Raw genomic sequence first — 16,030 nt, 5'->3', positions numbered from 1 at the left:
GCATCCCACCGAAAAGCTAATGCGCGGGGGGTTTGGGGGCGGCGCCACGCCCCCAACGGGGGGTTTGGGGGGTAGAACCCCCCAAAGGCTTGGATTGAGTGGTAAAATCGGAAGTAATGACCAATTTTAGAAGATAGTTTCCCTTTAAAAATCCCAACTCAGTAGATTTACAAAAATGGGATGTACCCCCACCCAACCCCTTTTTTCCTTTTCACTTTTCACTTAATAAACTATGTTAGCAACTACGCATTATTTACTCAGGTCAAAACAAGACGGACAATATCTAGTAGCGCGTCTGAGAAAAGGTGAAAGCGAAACTCCGGCTAGTTATCTGCTTCTGTTTAAAGAATCCTACGATGCTTTAAGTTATATCAATACCCATGCTCAGGATTTAGCCAATAATTTTTCTGTGGAAACTCTCTCAGGAACACAATTAAAGGGACTGATGCAGCGATGGGGATTTGCAGGAATTGGTTTAGTTAGTGAACCTTTGGAACCGCAAGTGCAGTTTTTAGTCTACGAAAAAGGATTTAATCTCTAAACTATGAAAAGGCTGTTAATCACTGGAGTTAGTGGGTTTTTAGGTTGGCATATTTACCAAAAAACTCGCTCATACTGGGCAAGTTTTGGTACATACTTTAATCACAATGTCAATAGTAATGACCCGAATTTAATTAAAATTAACTTAACAGACTTAGCCGCAGTTAAAGAACTTTTTCAACAGATTAAACCCGACGCGGTAATTCATGCGGCTGCCCAATCAAAACCGAATCTCTGTCAAGAATTTCCCCAAGCATCCGAGGCAATTAATCTGACAGCTTCTCTAGAAATTGCCCGTTTGTGTAGTCAATATCAAATACCGCTAGTTTTTACCTCTACCGATTTAGTTTTTGATGGTAAAAATGCCCCCTATTCCGAAAATGATCCTGTTTTTCCCGTCAGTGTCTACGGTGAGCAAAAAGTAGCGGCGGAAAAGGGTATTTTAGCAATATATCCTCGGGCGGCTATTTGTCGAATGCCTTTGATGTTTGGTTCCCCTTCTCCCACCGCTAATAGTTTTCTGCAACCCTTTTTAAAAACCCTGCAAGAGGGAAAAGAACTATCTCTATTTACCGATGAATATCGTACAGCTGTTGGGGTTAATAGTGCGGTGAATGGTTTACTTTTGGCATTAGAAAAAGTGCAAGGGATTATTCATCTGGGAGGTAAAGAAAGAGTTTCTCGTTATCAATTTGGTTTACTAATGGCGGCAGTTTTTAATATTCCCAGAGAACAAATAAAACCCTGTTTACAGTGCGATTTTCCCATGATTGCGCCGCGTCCGCAGGATGTTTCTCTTGATAGTTCTCTTGCTTTTTCTTTAGGTTATCAACCATTAAGTATTAAAACCGAATTAGAGGCAATTAGAGATGAAATTATCTGAACAAAAGCGGACTATATTAATTATCTTGCTCCTTTTTTTTACCGCTATTCTCATGGCCAATTATTTTGAGGTAGGAATGACAGGAGTGTTAGCTTTTTTCGTTGCCTATCTTTCTAAAGGATTGCGAAAAGTTAAGTAAAAAAATTATTTTTTTTAATCAACAATCTCGAATTCTATTGACTGCTCTTGGGCAAAATTATAAGTAAAATGATCGACAATATTAGTATCGCTCAATTCGAGATTATAAAAATTGATCGCCGGTTGATCAAAAAGTGGGCCAGCGTGCCAAGTTCCCACCTCTAATTTAATAAAACAGTCCCCAGGGATGCGAAAAACCTTTAATTTTTCTAAATCCGGTTGAGGATAAGGACTAGGGGGGGCCACTCCTAAAAACCACTCTTGTCCCCCCAAAGAACCAAGACATTGGGTACATTGACTATGACGAGTAATTCGCTTAAATTTACGTCCGCGAGTCTGTAAACGCATAATATAAAAACGTGGCACACCGTTTTTTAAATGCAGTTGTGCATCGCTTTCATCAAACATTTTCCCATCATGGCTAGGGGTTATTAATTGACCGTAGGGACGGAAACTTTCGGCGGTAATTAGTTGCGCTGACAGGGGACGAACGGTAATCGAATTACTCATAAAAATTACTGCTGACTAACAGTTATAGCTGTACCATCTCGGAGAGAAAGAATATTATTAATAGCAATTCTTTCCCCGGCATTTACTCCAGAAATAACCTGATAAGCTTGCCCTTGAATTGTGCCGACTTGAATTGGTTTTTGTCTGACCACTAAACGCTCCTCGGCGTTTTCTTGACCTTCTTTAGCCTTTTCTTTTTCGGCGACAAAAACAAAATTTTGCGCCCCGATGCTAGTCACTGCCGTGGTGGGAATTAATACCCCCGGTTTTTGATCCCAAATTAACCGCGTCCGCACATATTGGTTATTGCGAAGACTGCCATCATTAGTAAAGGCAAATTTCACTAAAACCGATTGGGTAGCTTGGGAAACGGTGGGAGAAATAAAAGTTACTTGACCGCGAACCCCGGGGCTGCCATCGGGATTAATAATTTCCACGGGCAACCCGACGCGCAGACGCGGTTGTAATTCCACGGGAATCTGCACATTTAGTTCCAAAGTTTTATTGTTAGTCAACGAGGTTAATTCTTCACCCAGGGAGATAATATCGCCGACTTTTCTTTGATTAAAATCGCCGACAAAACCATCAATCGGGGCGGTAATGGTGTTAAAAACTAAATTCTGGCGCGTCGCCCCTAATTGCCCCTCAGTGCTGGCTACCGCTGCTTGACGACTGTTCACTGTTGCCGCTGCCGCCGCCACCTGTTGCCGTGAGGCTAATTCGTTTTGAATGGCGATATTTAATGCTTCTTTGTTTGCCTGTAGGGTAGCTCTAGCCGCCGTCACCTGTTGACGGGCCGCATCACGATTTTTAGACCGGGCCTCTACTTCCGCCCTGGCGGCCTGAATGTCGCGGCGGCGATCATCTAAGTCCTGTTGGGGCTGTGCGCCTTGTTTGACCAGAAATTCGGCTCTTTTTAGGTTTTTTTCCGCCAAATCTAAATTAGCTCTCGCTCTCTGTAAATCAGCTTCGGCGGCGCTCAAGGTGGCGATCTGACTTTTCACATTGGCTTCGGCATTGGCCACATTTGCCCGATTCTGGGCAATTTGGGCTTTATTTGCCCTCGCTTGCGCTTGTCTTTGCCTTAAATCCGCCTCAGACGCATTCAGGTTCGCTTTGGCCGAATTTACCTGGCCGATGCCCGCGTTTACCTGTTGCTGTTGTTGTTCGGGATCCAATTCGGCGATTTTTTGTCCCTGAGTTACCTGATCGCCAGATTTAACGAAAATAGTCCGAATCCGACCGGTAATCTGAGGGGAGACGCTAACACGCTCTTGGGCGATCAAAGTACCCACAAATTCGCTACTTTGCACTAATTTGTCGGTGCCGAGGGTTTGCAGTTTGACGGGAACAGCCGCCGGTCCAGTGGCTTGGGGGGTTTGGGGGGCGCAACCGGTGATAATTAGGGAAACGGCGATCGACGAACCGATCGCTCTCGATACGTTAACGGATCGTTTAATCATTGTTAAATTTAGGGGTTTTTGGCGGAAAAAGTGCTAGGAAATCGGAAAAGGAAGAGGAAGATGAGGAGAGAAGCTTTTCCTTAAATTTTATTCTACAGAATTGATCGCCGTGATTATTTAACCTCTGGCATAATTAATTTTTGAGGGTTCAAAAACGGCAAAAATAAGGATTAAATTGCCTAAAATCTGTCAATAGACTATTTAATTGATTATTATTCATTCTTACTTAATTCTCCTGACTACTGACTACTGACTACTGACTCCTAACCCTAACAACAATTTTTGATTTTTACAAGAGGTCTATTGTTTGCTTTGCCCTAAGCTAACAATATTACAGGTAACTAATCTTTGGGCGAGGGTGGTGTATTCTAGGCGACCACCGGCGATCTGATATTCGTCCCGGGGCGCCGGCAGATGACCGACGGGAGCATTGAGGGTATAGTTAAGATTCTCTTTAAAAATAATCCAATCACCATCTTTACGCCAACCGATGCGATCGCCAAAAGTTTGAAAATTTTCGATCGCCACTAAGCGCCCCGGTCGATTACCCGTCTCGATAAAAATGCGAAATTGGGTACTGAAACTAAAACGACCCCCGGAAGCTTCTTTCCAGAGTTGATCCATCTTTTGCAGATCCCAACAGGCCAATTTTTGCAGGTCTTCCATGGTAAACCAGCCCTGTAATTCCCGTCCGGTTGCTTTCAGCATTAAATTACGGGTTTCATCGTTAGCTTGCCGCCAATTTTGTTGAGCGAGGAAATTTTTCAGGCGAGTGTAATTAATGCCCGTGGTCGGTGATACCATTTCCCCAGAGGTGGCAGTCTGGGCAACGATCGCCGGCAAGGGATTGAGAAATAAAGCGATCGCAAGAGTGATCTGACAGAAGGAAAAATTAATTCTCATAAACCCTATTTATTAACCTGATGCAAAGAAATCCTACAATAGCATAGACGAAATTTGCCGTTTTTACCGCCTCCTTAACGCCTATGGCTTTCACTTGGATCCGACACCACATTTTGGGATTGCAAGACTGGCAACCGGAAGAATACCAAACCCTGCTACAAACGGCCTCTAGTTTTCGTGAAGTTCTTTCCCGACGTACCAAGAAAGTGCCGGCCCTACAAGGTCAAGTGGTGACAAATCTTTTTTTTGAACCTTCCACCCGCACCCGTAGTAGTTTTGAACTAGCGGCGAAACGTCTCTCGGCCGATGTTCTCAATTTTGCCCCGGGTAGTTCCAGTTTGACTAAGGGGGAAACGATTCTCGACACCGCTTTAACCTATGTGGCCATGGGTACGGATATCTTTGTCATCCGACATCAACAGTCGGGAGTTCCCGATTTAATTGCCGCAGAAATGGATCGTTTGCAGTCGGGGGTCAGTATTCTTAATGCTGGGGACGGTCAACACGAACACCCCTCCCAGGGACTTTTAGACCTGTTTACGATCTGTTGTCTGTTAGATGAGGAAAATCCCCGTTTAGAACTGTTAGAGGGCAAAAAAATCGCTATTGTCGGGGATATACTCCATTCTCGTGTCGCTCGTTCCAATATCTGGAGTTTAACCACGGCTGGGGCGGAAGTACATTTGTCCGCACCCCCCACCCTACTGCCGAAATATTTTGGGGAATTGTGCGATCGCCTATTTCTCCACTGGGATTTAGAACCAGCTTTAGAAAAGGCCGATTTTGTGATGACCCTGCGACTGCAAAAAGAACGCATGACTGCCAATCTTTTGCCCAGTTTACGGGAATATCATCAAAGTTTTGGCATTACTCGTCCTCGTTTGCAATCCTGTCAACCGGGGGTTAAGGTACTTCATCCCGGTCCTGTGAATCGGGGGGTGGAAATTAGTTCCGATTTAATGGATGATCCCGATTTTAGTCTAATTTCCCAACAAGTTACCAGTGGTGTCGCTGTCAGAATGGCTTTGTTATACCTCATTGGTAATCTTCGCGACGACCGGTAAAAGCTTCTCAGGGATTTGATCTTTTAGTCTGGTTTCATTGAAACAATCCTAAAGTTTCTATCAAGGTAAATATCATACTTTCTTCCTCCCTCACACACAGCATCTTCTGCTTCAAATAGGTTAGTCTCAACATCAAATTTCATCGCTTTAGGATTCCTACAACCCTGTTTTAGCAAAGCATCAGTCAACCGTGATGTTTCTTCCGGGGTCAAAGCCCGGTAATCACTACTATTAGCTTGACCCGCATAGATTGACATTCCCATAATGCTAAGAGATAGTAAGCTTATGATCGATTTGGTCTTCATTTTTTCAACTTCCTGAATACAATAAAAACATCATTCCAAGGGCTTTAGACCCAAATTTTCGCTAATTAGTTCGGCACGATTACCAGTCAACTTTATGATAGGAAAAGCATACCTATTTTGCAATAAGTATAAATACTCAAGCTACCCCTAGGGCTTTTCTAGAAACTTTGACCCATACCGAATTCCGTTCTCAAGGGACTAGATATGGCGACCTACTCCTCTCTTTTTTAACTAGGGTTGGCTGAATAAATCTAAAAACCTGGTTGGATAATATCTTTAGGCTTTTTTGAAATCCAAGACTGCGATCACCAACCCCAGAAGCCTTACAGAATGAGGGTTTGAACAGAGCGCTCGCCTCGAAGCACAAACGACATTAATTATACCTCATCTTTAAGAAAAACGCTGAAATTAAGTAGGTAGGCACAATTATTTGTAGGATGGGTTAGCGTTAGCGTAACATAATCGGGCGTTGGGTTTCATGCTTCAACCCAACCTACGTTCTTTAAGAAAAAAGCTGAAATTAACGAAGCGACAAAAGATAAAGATTCGGATTAAGTTAATTGAGAACTATTATTATAATTCTCTCAGAATATGCTAGAATGCTTTTCTATATCTCACCGAAAAGTAAAACCCTTGTTCTTGCAGTGAATTTCCGGAATTATCGACAGAAACTAACGGAATCCCGTAATCTAAACGAACAGTTAAACCATTAGCCACTAACCAGCGTAAACCTAATCCTATCCCTCCTAAAGTAGCAGGATCGGGATCAGGAAGTAAATTATTCCATCCAGTCCCCCCCTCAACAAATGAGGTAATTTGGGTTCTTCCGAACTTACCATGTAAAATCAACTAGCAAAATGCCAATTTAATAAACATCTAAGACTAAAGTTTTTAAAGTTTCTAAATCCATAGCCTCTCCTTTTAATCACCTTCAGTTTATTGTTAATTCCTTCCACTGTTCCTTGGGTTGTTCGGTTATCAAAATAGGCAGTTATTTCGTCAATCCACCGCCTCATTGTCTGGCAGCTTTTAGGAAAGTAAGCCATCGCCTTTTTTATCCAATCGCTCAAGGCAAATAATCCCTCATTCCCCTCCGTATTTTTCTCAAATACTTCTCTAAATTCCTCTTTTAATTTGTGCATTTCCCCAAGTTTTGGAGACACTTTATATACTTCTTCCAATTTTTTCCTTTCCTTCTCTACTAAGTCTCCTTCATTCTTTAATAAGGTATATTTGCTCTTGGCTATTCCTGCTAAGATATTTTCTTTATTTTTCTTATTTTTTATCTTGGTTGCCTCTCTTTTTACCTCCTTTCTGGCTTCATCTAGCTCGTTATTTACTTGTTTCATTACCTGGAATCTATCTCCTACTATTTGCGCTTGAGGCATTAGTTTTTCTGCCACATTTTTATACCCTATCCACAGGTCTATACTTACTTCCTCTATTTGGCTCAAAACCTCTTCTCCCCACTGTTTCAGATATTCTGTTAATGCTTCTTCTGTTCTTTTTTCTACTAAGCCTACAATTTTTCCTGTGTCTATAGCGTTTCTGATTCACAAGAGGTACATTCCCGATCCTGAACAGCTTAATCAGCAAAGGTTTAAGTGTGCCGCACAGATGCGAGAACCGCTATATATTTACTAACACAGCATAGTAATTTCCTTTTCCCTTTATCATGGCTATTTCATCTATTCCTAGTTTTTTTAGACCTTGAGGTTTTGCGGTTATTAAGTCTTCTCCTAAGTCTTTGAGCATCGTTTCTATTTCTTGTTCGCTTACTCCATTTCTTTCTGCCGTATTTTTGAGATCACTATTCAGGACTTCGGCCACTATTTTTTTTCTAAATCTGTCTGTGTAGGTTCTTTTCTTCGGCAAATAATTTAGTTCTTCTGTGAATTTTTTCCCACATTTCTCGCATCTCATCTGACGACGATTGATTCTCAGATATAATGCCTGTTCTCCAAAGGGTAAATCTCGGATTGTTAATTCATTATTTTGATGAAGTTTTTCCGTTTTACTTCCACAATGAATGCACTGGCTTTCTCTTGACATATTTTCTAAATGTAAAACAATTCCTGCATCGGTAATAATTTGATAATTGGTAACGACAACTCCTTCTAGGTGAAGTAGCTCGGTCATTAACTTTAATTGTGGATTTGATGGCATAAGTATAGCTTGTGTCTAAAATTGCTGGTCTTGGCTGTACGATTTCAACAAAAAGGAGGAATTCATAACTTTTCTTTTCCCAGTAATCAAACCCCTTTAGCAGTGGGTAAAAAGTATCTTTGGCAAGTCGCTATTCGTCAAAGTCCTGACGTTTGGATGATTCAACGAGCAGAATTTAGAGTGGTTGAAATGCCCATTTTTTTAAGTCAACAAGTGGCTAATTCACTTCAAAAAACTGAACAAGCAGAACGCTATGCCGAAAATGGGTTATGGTATGATGCTTTAATGACGAGCTTATCTTCAACCCATCAAGGAGAATTAAACCCTCAAGTTTCTAATTTTATTAAATCTCTCGTAGAATCTGAACATTTAGAGCCATCTGAAGGGGTTGATGCCAAAATTATTACTCGACGAAATAACACTTTAATAAAACTGGCAGAATATTACAAATAGGCTTAATTTTTGTTGAAATCCTATGAGTAAGGGTATAATTAAACTAAGAAATCAACATTTTCAGCTAAAGCCATGCAATTAGCCTTAGAACAAATTATCGTCAATCCCGGTCAACAGTTACTTTTAAAAGAGCTTAACTGGCAAAAATTTGAGACAATATTATCAGAATTAGGAGAAAGTCGTGCTTCTCGGTTATCCTACAGTAACGGAATATTAGAAATTATGGTACCTTTACCCGAACATGAAAAAGATAAAGAAATCATTAGTTATATGGTTCAGTTTTTGTTAGAAGTACTCAATATTGATTTTGAACCGTTAGGATCAACAACATTTAAAAACGAGCGGATGAATCAAGCAGTTGAACCTGATGCCTGTTTTTATATTAAAAACTATCAAGCCGTTATTGGCAAAAATAGACTTAATTTAGAAAGTGATCCCCCCCCTGATTTAGTCCTAGAAATTGATATTACTTCCCGTACCTATTTAGATAATTATCGACAGTTAGGTGTTCCCGAACTGTGGCGTTATACTCAAAGTGGCCTACAGATTAATTTATTACAAGAAGGAGAATATATTGAGTCTTTAAGCAGTCCCAATTTTCCTCAGATTCCGATTATTGAATTAATTAATCAATTTGTTAAACAAAGTCAACAACTGGGGAGAAGTGAAGCCATCAGAAACTTTAAAAATTGGCTGACGGAAAATATAGATAATAGTTGAAAAATCCTAACATTTTCGACTAAGATAAAGTCGTCCGTCTGGAGTGTAATAAACCCCTTGCGGTTCAATGATAGGATCACCCTTTTTCCAAGGTTGAGCGGGTGTTTCAGGAATAGGTTGAATGATTTCAGGGAAATAAGAGGGAGTATTCATATCTCCTGGCCGATTTTGGACACCTCCTGAGCCTTTTATGATAAAACTACCCCCGCGGTCCTGATTAGGTGAAATACAGCTATTAGCTAAGAGTTTTTCAGGGTTAATCAAGAATTCTGGCAACTGAACGATACTATTTTGAATAAAGGTCAAGTCTGGAATAATAATTGCACCTGAGACTGCACCACTGGCGTTAATATCGACTCTATCGTTACCATCTAGGGTATTAGGATCATTTTCACTCGAAATCGGTTGATAACCATTACCAAAAAATACAGGCGTATTAAATTGAATGTTGCCACCTCGTCCATCACGAGAAAAAGCTAAAATATCGCTATCATTGAATAATAGGATAGAATTAGCTGTTACAGTAATATTTCCGCCACCTCCTGCTCCATTATTTACATTCGTCCGAATATCGCTATCTCCCTGTAATCTGATGTTATCTGCGGTGAGGGTAATTTCTCCCCCTGCGCCTTGATTGGCATTTGCGGTAATATCACTATTAGTGGCACTGAATAAACCCGTCAGATTAATATTAATATTACCTGCGTTGCCTTGTCCTTCCGAACGAACGCTAATTTCTGATTGATTTTGGAGATTAAGAGAATTGGCGTTGATTTCGATCAATCCACCCCTAGCTAATGAATTTCTAGTTACTGCGGTAGATATTTGACTATTTTGATTCATTAATAGCTCATTCCCCACATTCAAGCGAATATTACCTGCATTGCCATCAGCACTTGTACTGGCAGTAATTCGAGCATTCCGTTCTAAGGATAAGGTATCGCTAATATTTAGCACAGCGTTTCCCGCATTTTTGGGACTAATGGTAGATGTAGAAATCACCGCGCCATCTGTGAGGGTTAAGCGTCTTGTTTCTATCAAAAGGTTTCCCCCTTCTCCTTGAGGTTGAAAATCAAACCCAATGATCCCTGTTGAGGTAAAAATCCCACTAGGAAATCTCAGATCAGAGGATATTCCTGTAATGTAAAGGCTATCGCTCGCTCTGAGCAGAATATCTCCTCCTTTTCCTTGATCAAACGTGGCCGCAGAAATTTGCGCCCCGTTACTTATTCTTAAAGTTTTTGTGTTAATCTCAAGATTTCCTGCATTCCCTCTTCCGAAAGTATCTGTGTAGATAGCACTATCAAAATCATCTATATTAATGCTTTCTGAAGCATTAATGATTAAATTTCCCCCTTGACCAGAACTGGTTGCATTGAGAATTTCTCCCCCTTCATTAATATTTAAAATTTGTGTTTCAATGATTAAGTTTCCTGCTGAACCAGTTTGATCTTGACTTGCACCCAAAGAACCCGCTGCAATAAAACCATCATCAATCACATTAACGCCATTTTGGGCATTAATAATTAAATTTCCCCCCTTTCCTTGTCCAAGGGTAGTGGTTTCAATAAGAGATGCTCCCTGTACCGTTAAATTATTGGTTTTAATAATGACACTCCCACTATCACCAAGAGTATCAATAAACGTTCCAGTACCAATAATCGAACCATTACTCAAACGAATATCCTGCGCTTGAATTGAAATATCTCTCCCATCTTGGTCAGAAAGTGTTACTGATAAAATGGCAGATTCATTGATTAAAGCGACCTTTTGAGCGGTTAACTTGATCTCGCCCCCTCCTAACCCGCTACTATTTAGCAAGGCCAGTTGAGATAAGGTAATTTGACCTTGGGATTGACTATCTATCCCTTCATATCCTAGCCTCCATCCCTTAGGAACAGGAGTTAAGCTGACATTACCCATATTTCTGACGCTTCCGACTTCTATTCTTCCCCCCAAAGCGGTTAAACTTCCACTATTTAAAGTCACATCCCCCCCGACTAGGGCAATGGTTTGGTTAGGAAAAACCTGTAAACCGACAGGGCGAGTTAAAATATTCTCAATTAGGGTTTTTGTCCCTTCTAAAACTTCATTCGGACCTCCTGCCACTTTAGGGATACTTTGAAGAACACCTGTAAGGGATTGTTCGGGGCCTTGTAGGGTAATCGGTTTAGGAGAAGATGAGGTGAAACCTAAACCAATAGGGGTACTAATAGTTAAAATAGGGGAAGATTGGGTTAAATTTGCCCTAAAAACCGTCCCATCTGCAAATTTTATCTGATTAGCGGTTGTGGCGATAAATGACCCCCCTAAGTTTAACCTCGCATCGGGTCCAAATAAAATCCCATTCGGGTTGAGAAAAAATAAGCTTGCTGTTCCTAAGTCTTGGGGTTGAATTAAACTTGATAAGTTAGTATTCGGTAAAGGGGACAAACTCCGTAGATTAATCAGTAAATTATTAATCGTTTCTGCTTTAATAAGCGATAAATTGCCTAAGATATCCGAAGGATTATTCCCTGTTACCCGAATTAAAATATTATTCACGCCCTTGGCATTGGTTAAAATAATCGTCTGCCCTTCACGAATGTTAAAATCCTGAAAACTTTGAAACAGATTTTCACCTCTTCTTGCACCACCTTGAATTAGTTGTAGCAGTTGATTAAAAGTGATAACGAAAGCACCTTCGATTCCTAAGCTAGTATCTGGAATAATTTGAGCAATAGCTGGACTTTTAACTGAAAATAGACTCAAGGAGACTAATAAGCTGACAAGGTTACGAAATTTTAACATTTTTATCCTGAACATTGTTACATCACTCCTCAACTTTTTATAGTAAGATTACAGCATTGATTCAATGATCGACTTAGTAAACCGTGTTTCATCGCTTTTTCTCCTATTCGCGTCTTTTGATCTGGCTATTTGTCGCCAGCTTAGTCTTTTTTTCGGGATTAGGCAAAATAACACCCTCTCACTTTATCTTATTTCATGCTCCTTTGATGGCTCAATCGATGAGTCCTCGTCAATGGGTACAAGAGGGAATTGACGCTTATCAAGCAGGAAATTATCAAGAAGCAGTAAAAATCTGGAAAAAAGCTTTATCTGCTTCCTCAGAACCCCAAGAAAAGCAAATTATCCTTGAAAACTTAGCAACAGCTTATCAAAAATTAAATCAAAATGAGCAAGTCTTTGAAACCTTAGAAAAGTTAGAAAAATATGCCATTAAAACAGGAAATAAAGGGAAACTAAGTCAAATATTAACACAAAAAGCGCAAATTTATCTTAATATTGGTCAACCACAAACAGCGATCGCTCTTTTATGTGCTTCAACCGATGAAAAAACCTGTCAACCTAATACCGCCTTAGCTATCAGTCGTCAGATAGAGGATACAAGCATAGAACGTTCAGCATTAGGAATTTTAGCAGAAGCTTACCGTTTTAGCGGAAAATATGACCAAAGTATTCAAACCCTAGAAACCGCTCTATCTTTACCCTCTACAGAAGCTCAAACATCCTTAAAACGGCTCTTCGGTTTGTGTTATGCAATGGACGGGGGTTATAAGGGATGGAACCCTTATATAGAAAGGCATTTAGCGATTTTTGTCAATTATTTCTTATCTAGAGCGAACTAATCAATTAAGTCTCTTGCCAGATAAGGATTTAGTCGATTTATGCCCCCCTATCGAACCATACCAAGTAACGAAGAACCAACCAAATTTAGTACCACCAGCAAAGAAATTAGTAAAAGCTGTTTATAGGTGTCTTAAACCTTGTGGCCAAGGACTACAGCTAACCTCATTCAAGAAGTCTAATTCTTCTTGTTTTTTCTCCTCGGTTAACATTGAAGAAGTTTGACTGTATCCTACTCTTTCTTGTCTTTCATACCCAGCTTGTGTTCTGACATAGAGAGCTTTATTGTCAACTAATCTTACACAGCCCAAGGTGTGCCGCAATAGCGACTCTTGTTCGGGTGTTGGGTAAAATCGAAACTAATAGGCTTTCTCCATGCCTCACATTCTAGCATATATAGTGTAAATGCGCTAGTATTTAAATTAAAGCCCACCTGAAATGGCGGGGTTTCAGACCAAAATTTTCGATGATGTTGTTTAATTTGATCCTAACCTATTGTAGGTAAAATATACACTTTAGTTATTAATCTGGTAATTTTTTTGTCCTGGGGAGCCTGATTGAGCAAAGAAATGCTATATTTCTATTAGCACCGTTGCCAAAATCTCTGGAGAGTTGGGTTACTAATATGGTTAAAATTATCGGTCGTCAATCCTTGGGAAGAAAACCCGTTTACGATATTGGTGTGGAGAAAGATCATAATTTTTTGCTGGGCAACGGGTTAATTGCTTCCAATTGTTTTAATAAATCTCACTCTACCGCTTATGCTTACGTCACCTATCAAACCGCTTATTTAAAAGCTAATTATCCTGTGGAATATATGACAGCGTTACTAACTGCTAGTAGCGATAATCAGGATAAGGTGGAAAAGTATCGAGAAAACTGTCAGAAAATGAATATCGATGTCGAACCTCCCGACATCAATCGATCGCAAAAACATTTTACCCCGATTGGACGCAAAATTCTCTTTGGTTTGTCCGCAGTTAGAAATCTGGGCGAAAATGCGATCGAGGCTATTTTAAAAGCCCGGGAAGCAACAGGAGGAAAGTTTACTTCCTTAGGGGATTTTTGCGAACGTGTTGATTTGCGATTGGTCAACAAAAGAGCTTTAGAAACGCTAATTTATTGTGGTGCTTTTGATAAAATTCAACCTAATCGCCATCAATTAATTGAAGATTTAGAATTAGTAGTTGCTTGGGCGCAAAAACGCACCAAAGAGAAAGAAAGTGGTCAAATGAATATTTTTGATATGCTAGGAGGTAACACAGAAAATAAACAAGAATCCGAGTTTGAACAGTCTCCCAGTGCCACCGCAGTAGAAGATTTTTCCCTACAGGAAAAGTTAAAACTGGAAAAAGAACATTTAGGTTTTTATGTTTCCGAACATCCTTTAAAAGCTTTACAAAGAGCCGCTCAAGTCCTATCTCCTATCAATTTAGCTGACTTAGAAGAACACAAAACCAGAAAAAAAGTTAGTGCAATTGTCTTATTAAATGCCGTTAAGAAAATTATGACCAAAAAAGGGACTCCGATGGCATTTTTAACCCTAGAAGATGCCTCGGGACAATCGGAAGCGGTGGTGTTTTCTGATACCTACGAACGTCTGCAAAAATTATTAGTGGAGGAAGCAACTTTAATGGTGTGGGGAAAAGTTGATCGCCGAGATGATCGGGTACAATTAATTATCGAAGATGCGGAACCGATCGAAACCATTAAAATGGTGATGGTTAATTTATCGCTGCAAGATGTCGTCAACCAAAATCGTCAAAATCTTCTCAAAAGTATTCTGCAATCGGGAGACAAACAAAAGGCAAAAGTTCCCGTTATTGCCACCATTGGTGCGGGAACTCAGCGTCAATTTGTGCGTTTAGGACAAAACTATTGGGTAGAGGATGACAATTCGGTGCTAGAGTCTCTGAAAGTTGCGGGTTTTCTGGCTAATTCTGCACCTCTGATTAATCATTAAATGCTAACTGGCAATCACCCAAGAGCCATGGCTGCGCCAATATTGTTCCTGTAAAACCTTTTCGATTTCCGGTTTCGATAATAATTCTCTTTCGACCCACAAATCAAGACAAATATGGATTTTGATCACCTCTTTGACACTATTGCCACTCTTGTCCTCCATCATTCTCCTAGTGGGATGGAAACGGAAATCGATCGCTTTTTACTAGAACGCTTTCAAGAGTTAGGATTAGAAACATGGCAAGATCAAGCGGGAAATGTCATCGGCAAAATTAGAGGACGAGATTCGACCAAAAAAATTGCTATTACTGGTCATAAAGACGAAATTGGTGCTATTATCAAAGCAATTAATCCCGATGGTACTCTGCAAATTCGCCAACTTGGGGGAGCTTTTCCTTGGATTTACGGAGAGGGAGTGGTGGATATTATCGGTGATAGGGAAACCAGATCGGGAATTCTCTCCTTTGGTTCCCGTCATATTTCCCATCAATCTCCGCAAAAAGTACAGCAGGAAAACACTCCCGTCACCTGGGAATCCGCATGGATAGAGACGAAATTGACTCCAGAAGAATTAGACGCTTGCGGGGTGCGCGTCGGTAGTCGAGTCGTGGTGGGAAAACACCGAAAACAACCCTTGCGACTAAAAGACTACATTGCCAGTTATACCCTTGATAATAAGGCTTCCGTGGCGATTCTTTTAGCATTAGCGGCCAGAGTAATTAACCCCGCGGTGGATATATATCTGGTTGCCTCAGCTAAGGAGGAGGTAGGAGCATTAGGGGCCTTATTTTTTACCGCAAATAACCGCTTAGATGCTTTAATTGCCCTAGAAATCTGTCCCCTCGCTCCTGAATATCCGATTAAGGATGGCAGCACTCCTGTTTTATTGTCTCAGGATGGTTACGGTATCTATGATGAGGAATTAAATCAAGAATTAAGAATAGCGGCCGAAAAGGCGGGAATACCGCTGCAATTAGCCATTATTAGTGGTTTTGGTAGCGATGCCTCCATCGCCATGAAATTCGGTCATATAGCTAAGGCCGCTTGCTTAGGTTTTCCCACCCAAAACACCCACGGTTATGAAATCGCCCATTTAGGAGCCATAGCTAACTGCATTAGCATATTAGAAGTTTATTGTCAACTAATTTAGCTATTTTTCAGCAATTCCAAATTCAAACGGTAGTGTAGGATACAGAATTGATTTCGCTTCTGTCCCTCAAAATAGAGTGAACGAGTTGCCCATTGGGTTTTGCAGGAATGGAAGTCCAAGATTTGAGTTTTATAGGGATGCTGAGC

At 40.5% G+C, this 16,030-nt stretch carries 14 protein-coding genes and 2 pseudogenes; 9 read left to right on the top strand and 7 right to left on the bottom strand.

From position 1 onward, the window contains the following. The first annotated feature begins 232 nt into the window (after nt 1-232). Genes O9332_RS20925 through O9332_RS20915 form a run of 3 tightly spaced genes read left to right on the top strand, consistent with a single transcriptional unit; the run spans nt 233 to nt 1,562 of the window. A complete protein-coding gene (locus tag O9332_RS20925; protein WP_002759539.1) occupies nt 233-541 on the top strand; it encodes a hypothetical protein in 309 nt (102 codons plus the stop codon). Nucleotides 542-544: 3 nt separating this feature from the next. Then, nucleotides 545-1,423: an SDR family oxidoreductase gene (locus O9332_RS20920; RefSeq protein WP_002759542.1), complete on the top strand. Its 879-nt coding sequence runs from the start codon at nt 545-547 to the stop codon at nt 1,421-1,423. Then, complete coding sequence (locus O9332_RS20915; RefSeq protein ID WP_002759543.1) at nt 1,410-1,562, top strand: hypothetical protein; 153 nt, start codon at nt 1,410-1,412, stop codon at nt 1,560-1,562. Before O9332_RS20920 ends, O9332_RS20915 begins: the two co-directional genes overlap by 14 nt. Before the next feature lie 14 nt (nt 1,563-1,576). On the opposite strand, the gene O9332_RS20910 is transcribed toward O9332_RS20915, so the two are convergent. The 3 genes from O9332_RS20910 to O9332_RS20900 form a co-directional block, all read right to left on the bottom strand. Then, a complete protein-coding gene (locus O9332_RS20910) occupies nt 1,577-2,071 on the bottom strand; it encodes an ureidoglycolate lyase (protein ID WP_002759544.1) in 495 nt (164 codons plus the stop codon). Between the two features lie 5 nt (nt 2,072-2,076). Next, nucleotides 2,077-3,534: an efflux RND transporter periplasmic adaptor subunit gene (locus O9332_RS20905; RefSeq protein WP_002759546.1), complete on the bottom strand. Its 1,458-nt coding sequence runs from the start codon at nt 3,532-3,534 to the stop codon at nt 2,077-2,079. A 300-nt stretch (nt 3,535-3,834) separates the two neighbouring features. Then, nucleotides 3,835-4,437, bottom strand: coding sequence for a GUN4 domain-containing protein (locus O9332_RS20900; RefSeq protein ID WP_002759547.1), 603 nt, complete (start codon nt 4,435-4,437; stop codon nt 3,835-3,837). 83 nt (nt 4,438-4,520) lie between these two features. On the opposite strand from O9332_RS20900, the gene O9332_RS20895 reads away from it, so the two are divergent. Further along, nucleotides 4,521-5,501 carry an aspartate carbamoyltransferase catalytic subunit gene (locus O9332_RS20895; RefSeq protein WP_002759548.1) on the top strand — a complete coding sequence of 327 codons (981 nt, stop codon included), beginning with the start codon at nt 4,521-4,523 and terminating at the stop codon, nt 5,499-5,501. 23 nt (nt 5,502-5,524) lie between these two features. Here O9332_RS20895 and O9332_RS20890 read toward each other — a convergent pair whose 3' ends face one another. Both O9332_RS20890 and O9332_RS28490 read right to left on the bottom strand, forming a co-directional pair. Next, the gene (locus O9332_RS20890; protein WP_002759549.1) at nt 5,525-5,806 is read right to left on the bottom strand and encodes a hypothetical protein; all 282 of its coding nucleotides are present in this window, start codon (nt 5,804-5,806) and stop codon (nt 5,525-5,527) included. An 845-nt stretch (nt 5,807-6,651) separates the two neighbouring features. Further along, a pseudogene (locus tag O9332_RS28490) lies at nt 6,652-7,972 on the bottom strand (ISL3 family transposase). 30 nt (nt 7,973-8,002) lie between these two features. On the opposite strand from O9332_RS28490, the gene O9332_RS20875 reads away from it, so the two are divergent. Then, nucleotides 8,003-8,425, top strand: a complete 423-nt coding sequence (locus O9332_RS20875) for a DUF928 domain-containing protein (protein ID WP_223213000.1) — start codon at nt 8,003-8,005, stop codon at nt 8,423-8,425. A 72-nt stretch (nt 8,426-8,497) separates the two neighbouring features. Beyond that, a complete protein-coding gene (locus O9332_RS20870; protein ID WP_002759554.1) occupies nt 8,498-9,145 on the top strand; it encodes a Uma2 family endonuclease in 648 nt (215 codons plus the stop codon). 6 nt (nt 9,146-9,151) lie between these two features. On the opposite strand, the gene O9332_RS20865 is transcribed toward O9332_RS20870, so the two are convergent. After that, entirely contained in the window at nt 9,152-11,935 is a 2,784-nt protein-coding gene (locus tag O9332_RS20865; protein ID WP_223213001.1) for a two-partner secretion domain-containing protein, read from the bottom strand. Between the two features lie 206 nt (nt 11,936-12,141). On the opposite strand from O9332_RS20865, the gene O9332_RS20860 reads away from it, so the two are divergent. After that, nucleotides 12,142-12,774 carry a tetratricopeptide repeat protein gene (locus tag O9332_RS20860; protein WP_502846662.1) on the top strand — a complete coding sequence of 211 codons (633 nt, stop codon included), beginning with the start codon at nt 12,142-12,144 and terminating at the stop codon, nt 12,772-12,774. A gap of 24 nt (nt 12,775-12,798) precedes the next feature. Here the strand turns inward: O9332_RS20860 and O9332_RS20850 are convergent. Then, nucleotides 12,799-13,149: pseudogene (locus tag O9332_RS20850) on the bottom strand (helix-turn-helix domain-containing protein); the annotation flags it as partial. A 248-nt stretch (nt 13,150-13,397) separates the two neighbouring features. Between O9332_RS20850 and O9332_RS20845 the strand changes: the two are divergent. After that, nucleotides 13,398-14,735 carry a helix-hairpin-helix domain-containing protein gene (locus tag O9332_RS20845; protein WP_002758537.1) on the top strand — a complete coding sequence of 446 codons (1,338 nt, stop codon included), beginning with the start codon at nt 13,398-13,400 and terminating at the stop codon, nt 14,733-14,735. A gap of 114 nt (nt 14,736-14,849) precedes the next feature. Continuing rightward, complete coding sequence (locus tag O9332_RS20840) at nt 14,850-15,884, top strand: M42 family metallopeptidase (RefSeq protein ID WP_002758539.1); 1,035 nt, start codon at nt 14,850-14,852, stop codon at nt 15,882-15,884. Nucleotides 15,885-16,030 lie beyond the last annotated feature (146 nt).

It is taken from the genome of Microcystis sp. LE19-10.1B (genome assembly GCF_027530565.1).
In the GTDB taxonomy this organism is placed as follows: Bacteria; Cyanobacteriota; Cyanobacteriia; order Cyanobacteriales; family Microcystaceae; genus Microcystis; species Microcystis aeruginosa.
The sequence above is the reverse complement of the archived record's forward strand: the minus strand, read 5'-3'. Positions and strand labels throughout refer to the sequence as shown.

Bases quoted from the DNA above. Each gene is read 5' to 3' on its own strand.
- O9332_RS20870 (WP_002759554.1), top strand. From the start codon at position 8,498: ATGCAATTAGCCTTAGAACAAATTATCGTCAATCCCGGTCAACAGTTA.
- O9332_RS20890 (WP_002759549.1), bottom strand. From the start codon at position 5,806: ATGAAGACCAAATCGATCATAAGCTTACTATCTCTTAGCATTATGGGA.
- O9332_RS20865 (WP_223213001.1), bottom strand. From the start codon at position 11,935: ATGTTAAAATTTCGTAACCTTGTCAGCTTATTAGTCTCCTTGAGTCTA.
- O9332_RS20910 (WP_002759544.1), bottom strand. From the start codon at position 2,071: ATGAGTAATTCGATTACCGTTCGTCCCCTGTCAGCGCAACTAATTACC.
- O9332_RS20915 (WP_002759543.1), top strand. From the start codon at position 1,410: ATGAAATTATCTGAACAAAAGCGGACTATATTAATTATCTTGCTCCTT.
- O9332_RS20840 (WP_002758539.1), top strand. From the start codon at position 14,850: ATGGATTTTGATCACCTCTTTGACACTATTGCCACTCTTGTCCTCCAT.
- O9332_RS20895 (WP_002759548.1), top strand. From the start codon at position 4,521: ATGGCTTTCACTTGGATCCGACACCACATTTTGGGATTGCAAGACTGG.
- O9332_RS20905 (WP_002759546.1), bottom strand. From the start codon at position 3,534: ATGATTAAACGATCCGTTAACGTATCGAGAGCGATCGGTTCGTCGATC.
- O9332_RS20920 (WP_002759542.1), top strand. From the start codon at position 545: ATGAAAAGGCTGTTAATCACTGGAGTTAGTGGGTTTTTAGGTTGGCAT.
- O9332_RS20845 (WP_002758537.1), top strand. From the start codon at position 13,398: ATGGTTAAAATTATCGGTCGTCAATCCTTGGGAAGAAAACCCGTTTAC.
- O9332_RS20860 (WP_502846662.1), top strand. From the start codon at position 12,142: ATGGCTCAATCGATGAGTCCTCGTCAATGGGTACAAGAGGGAATTGAC.
- O9332_RS20925 (WP_002759539.1), top strand. From the start codon at position 233: ATGTTAGCAACTACGCATTATTTACTCAGGTCAAAACAAGACGGACAA.
- O9332_RS20900 (WP_002759547.1), bottom strand. From the start codon at position 4,437: ATGAGAATTAATTTTTCCTTCTGTCAGATCACTCTTGCGATCGCTTTA.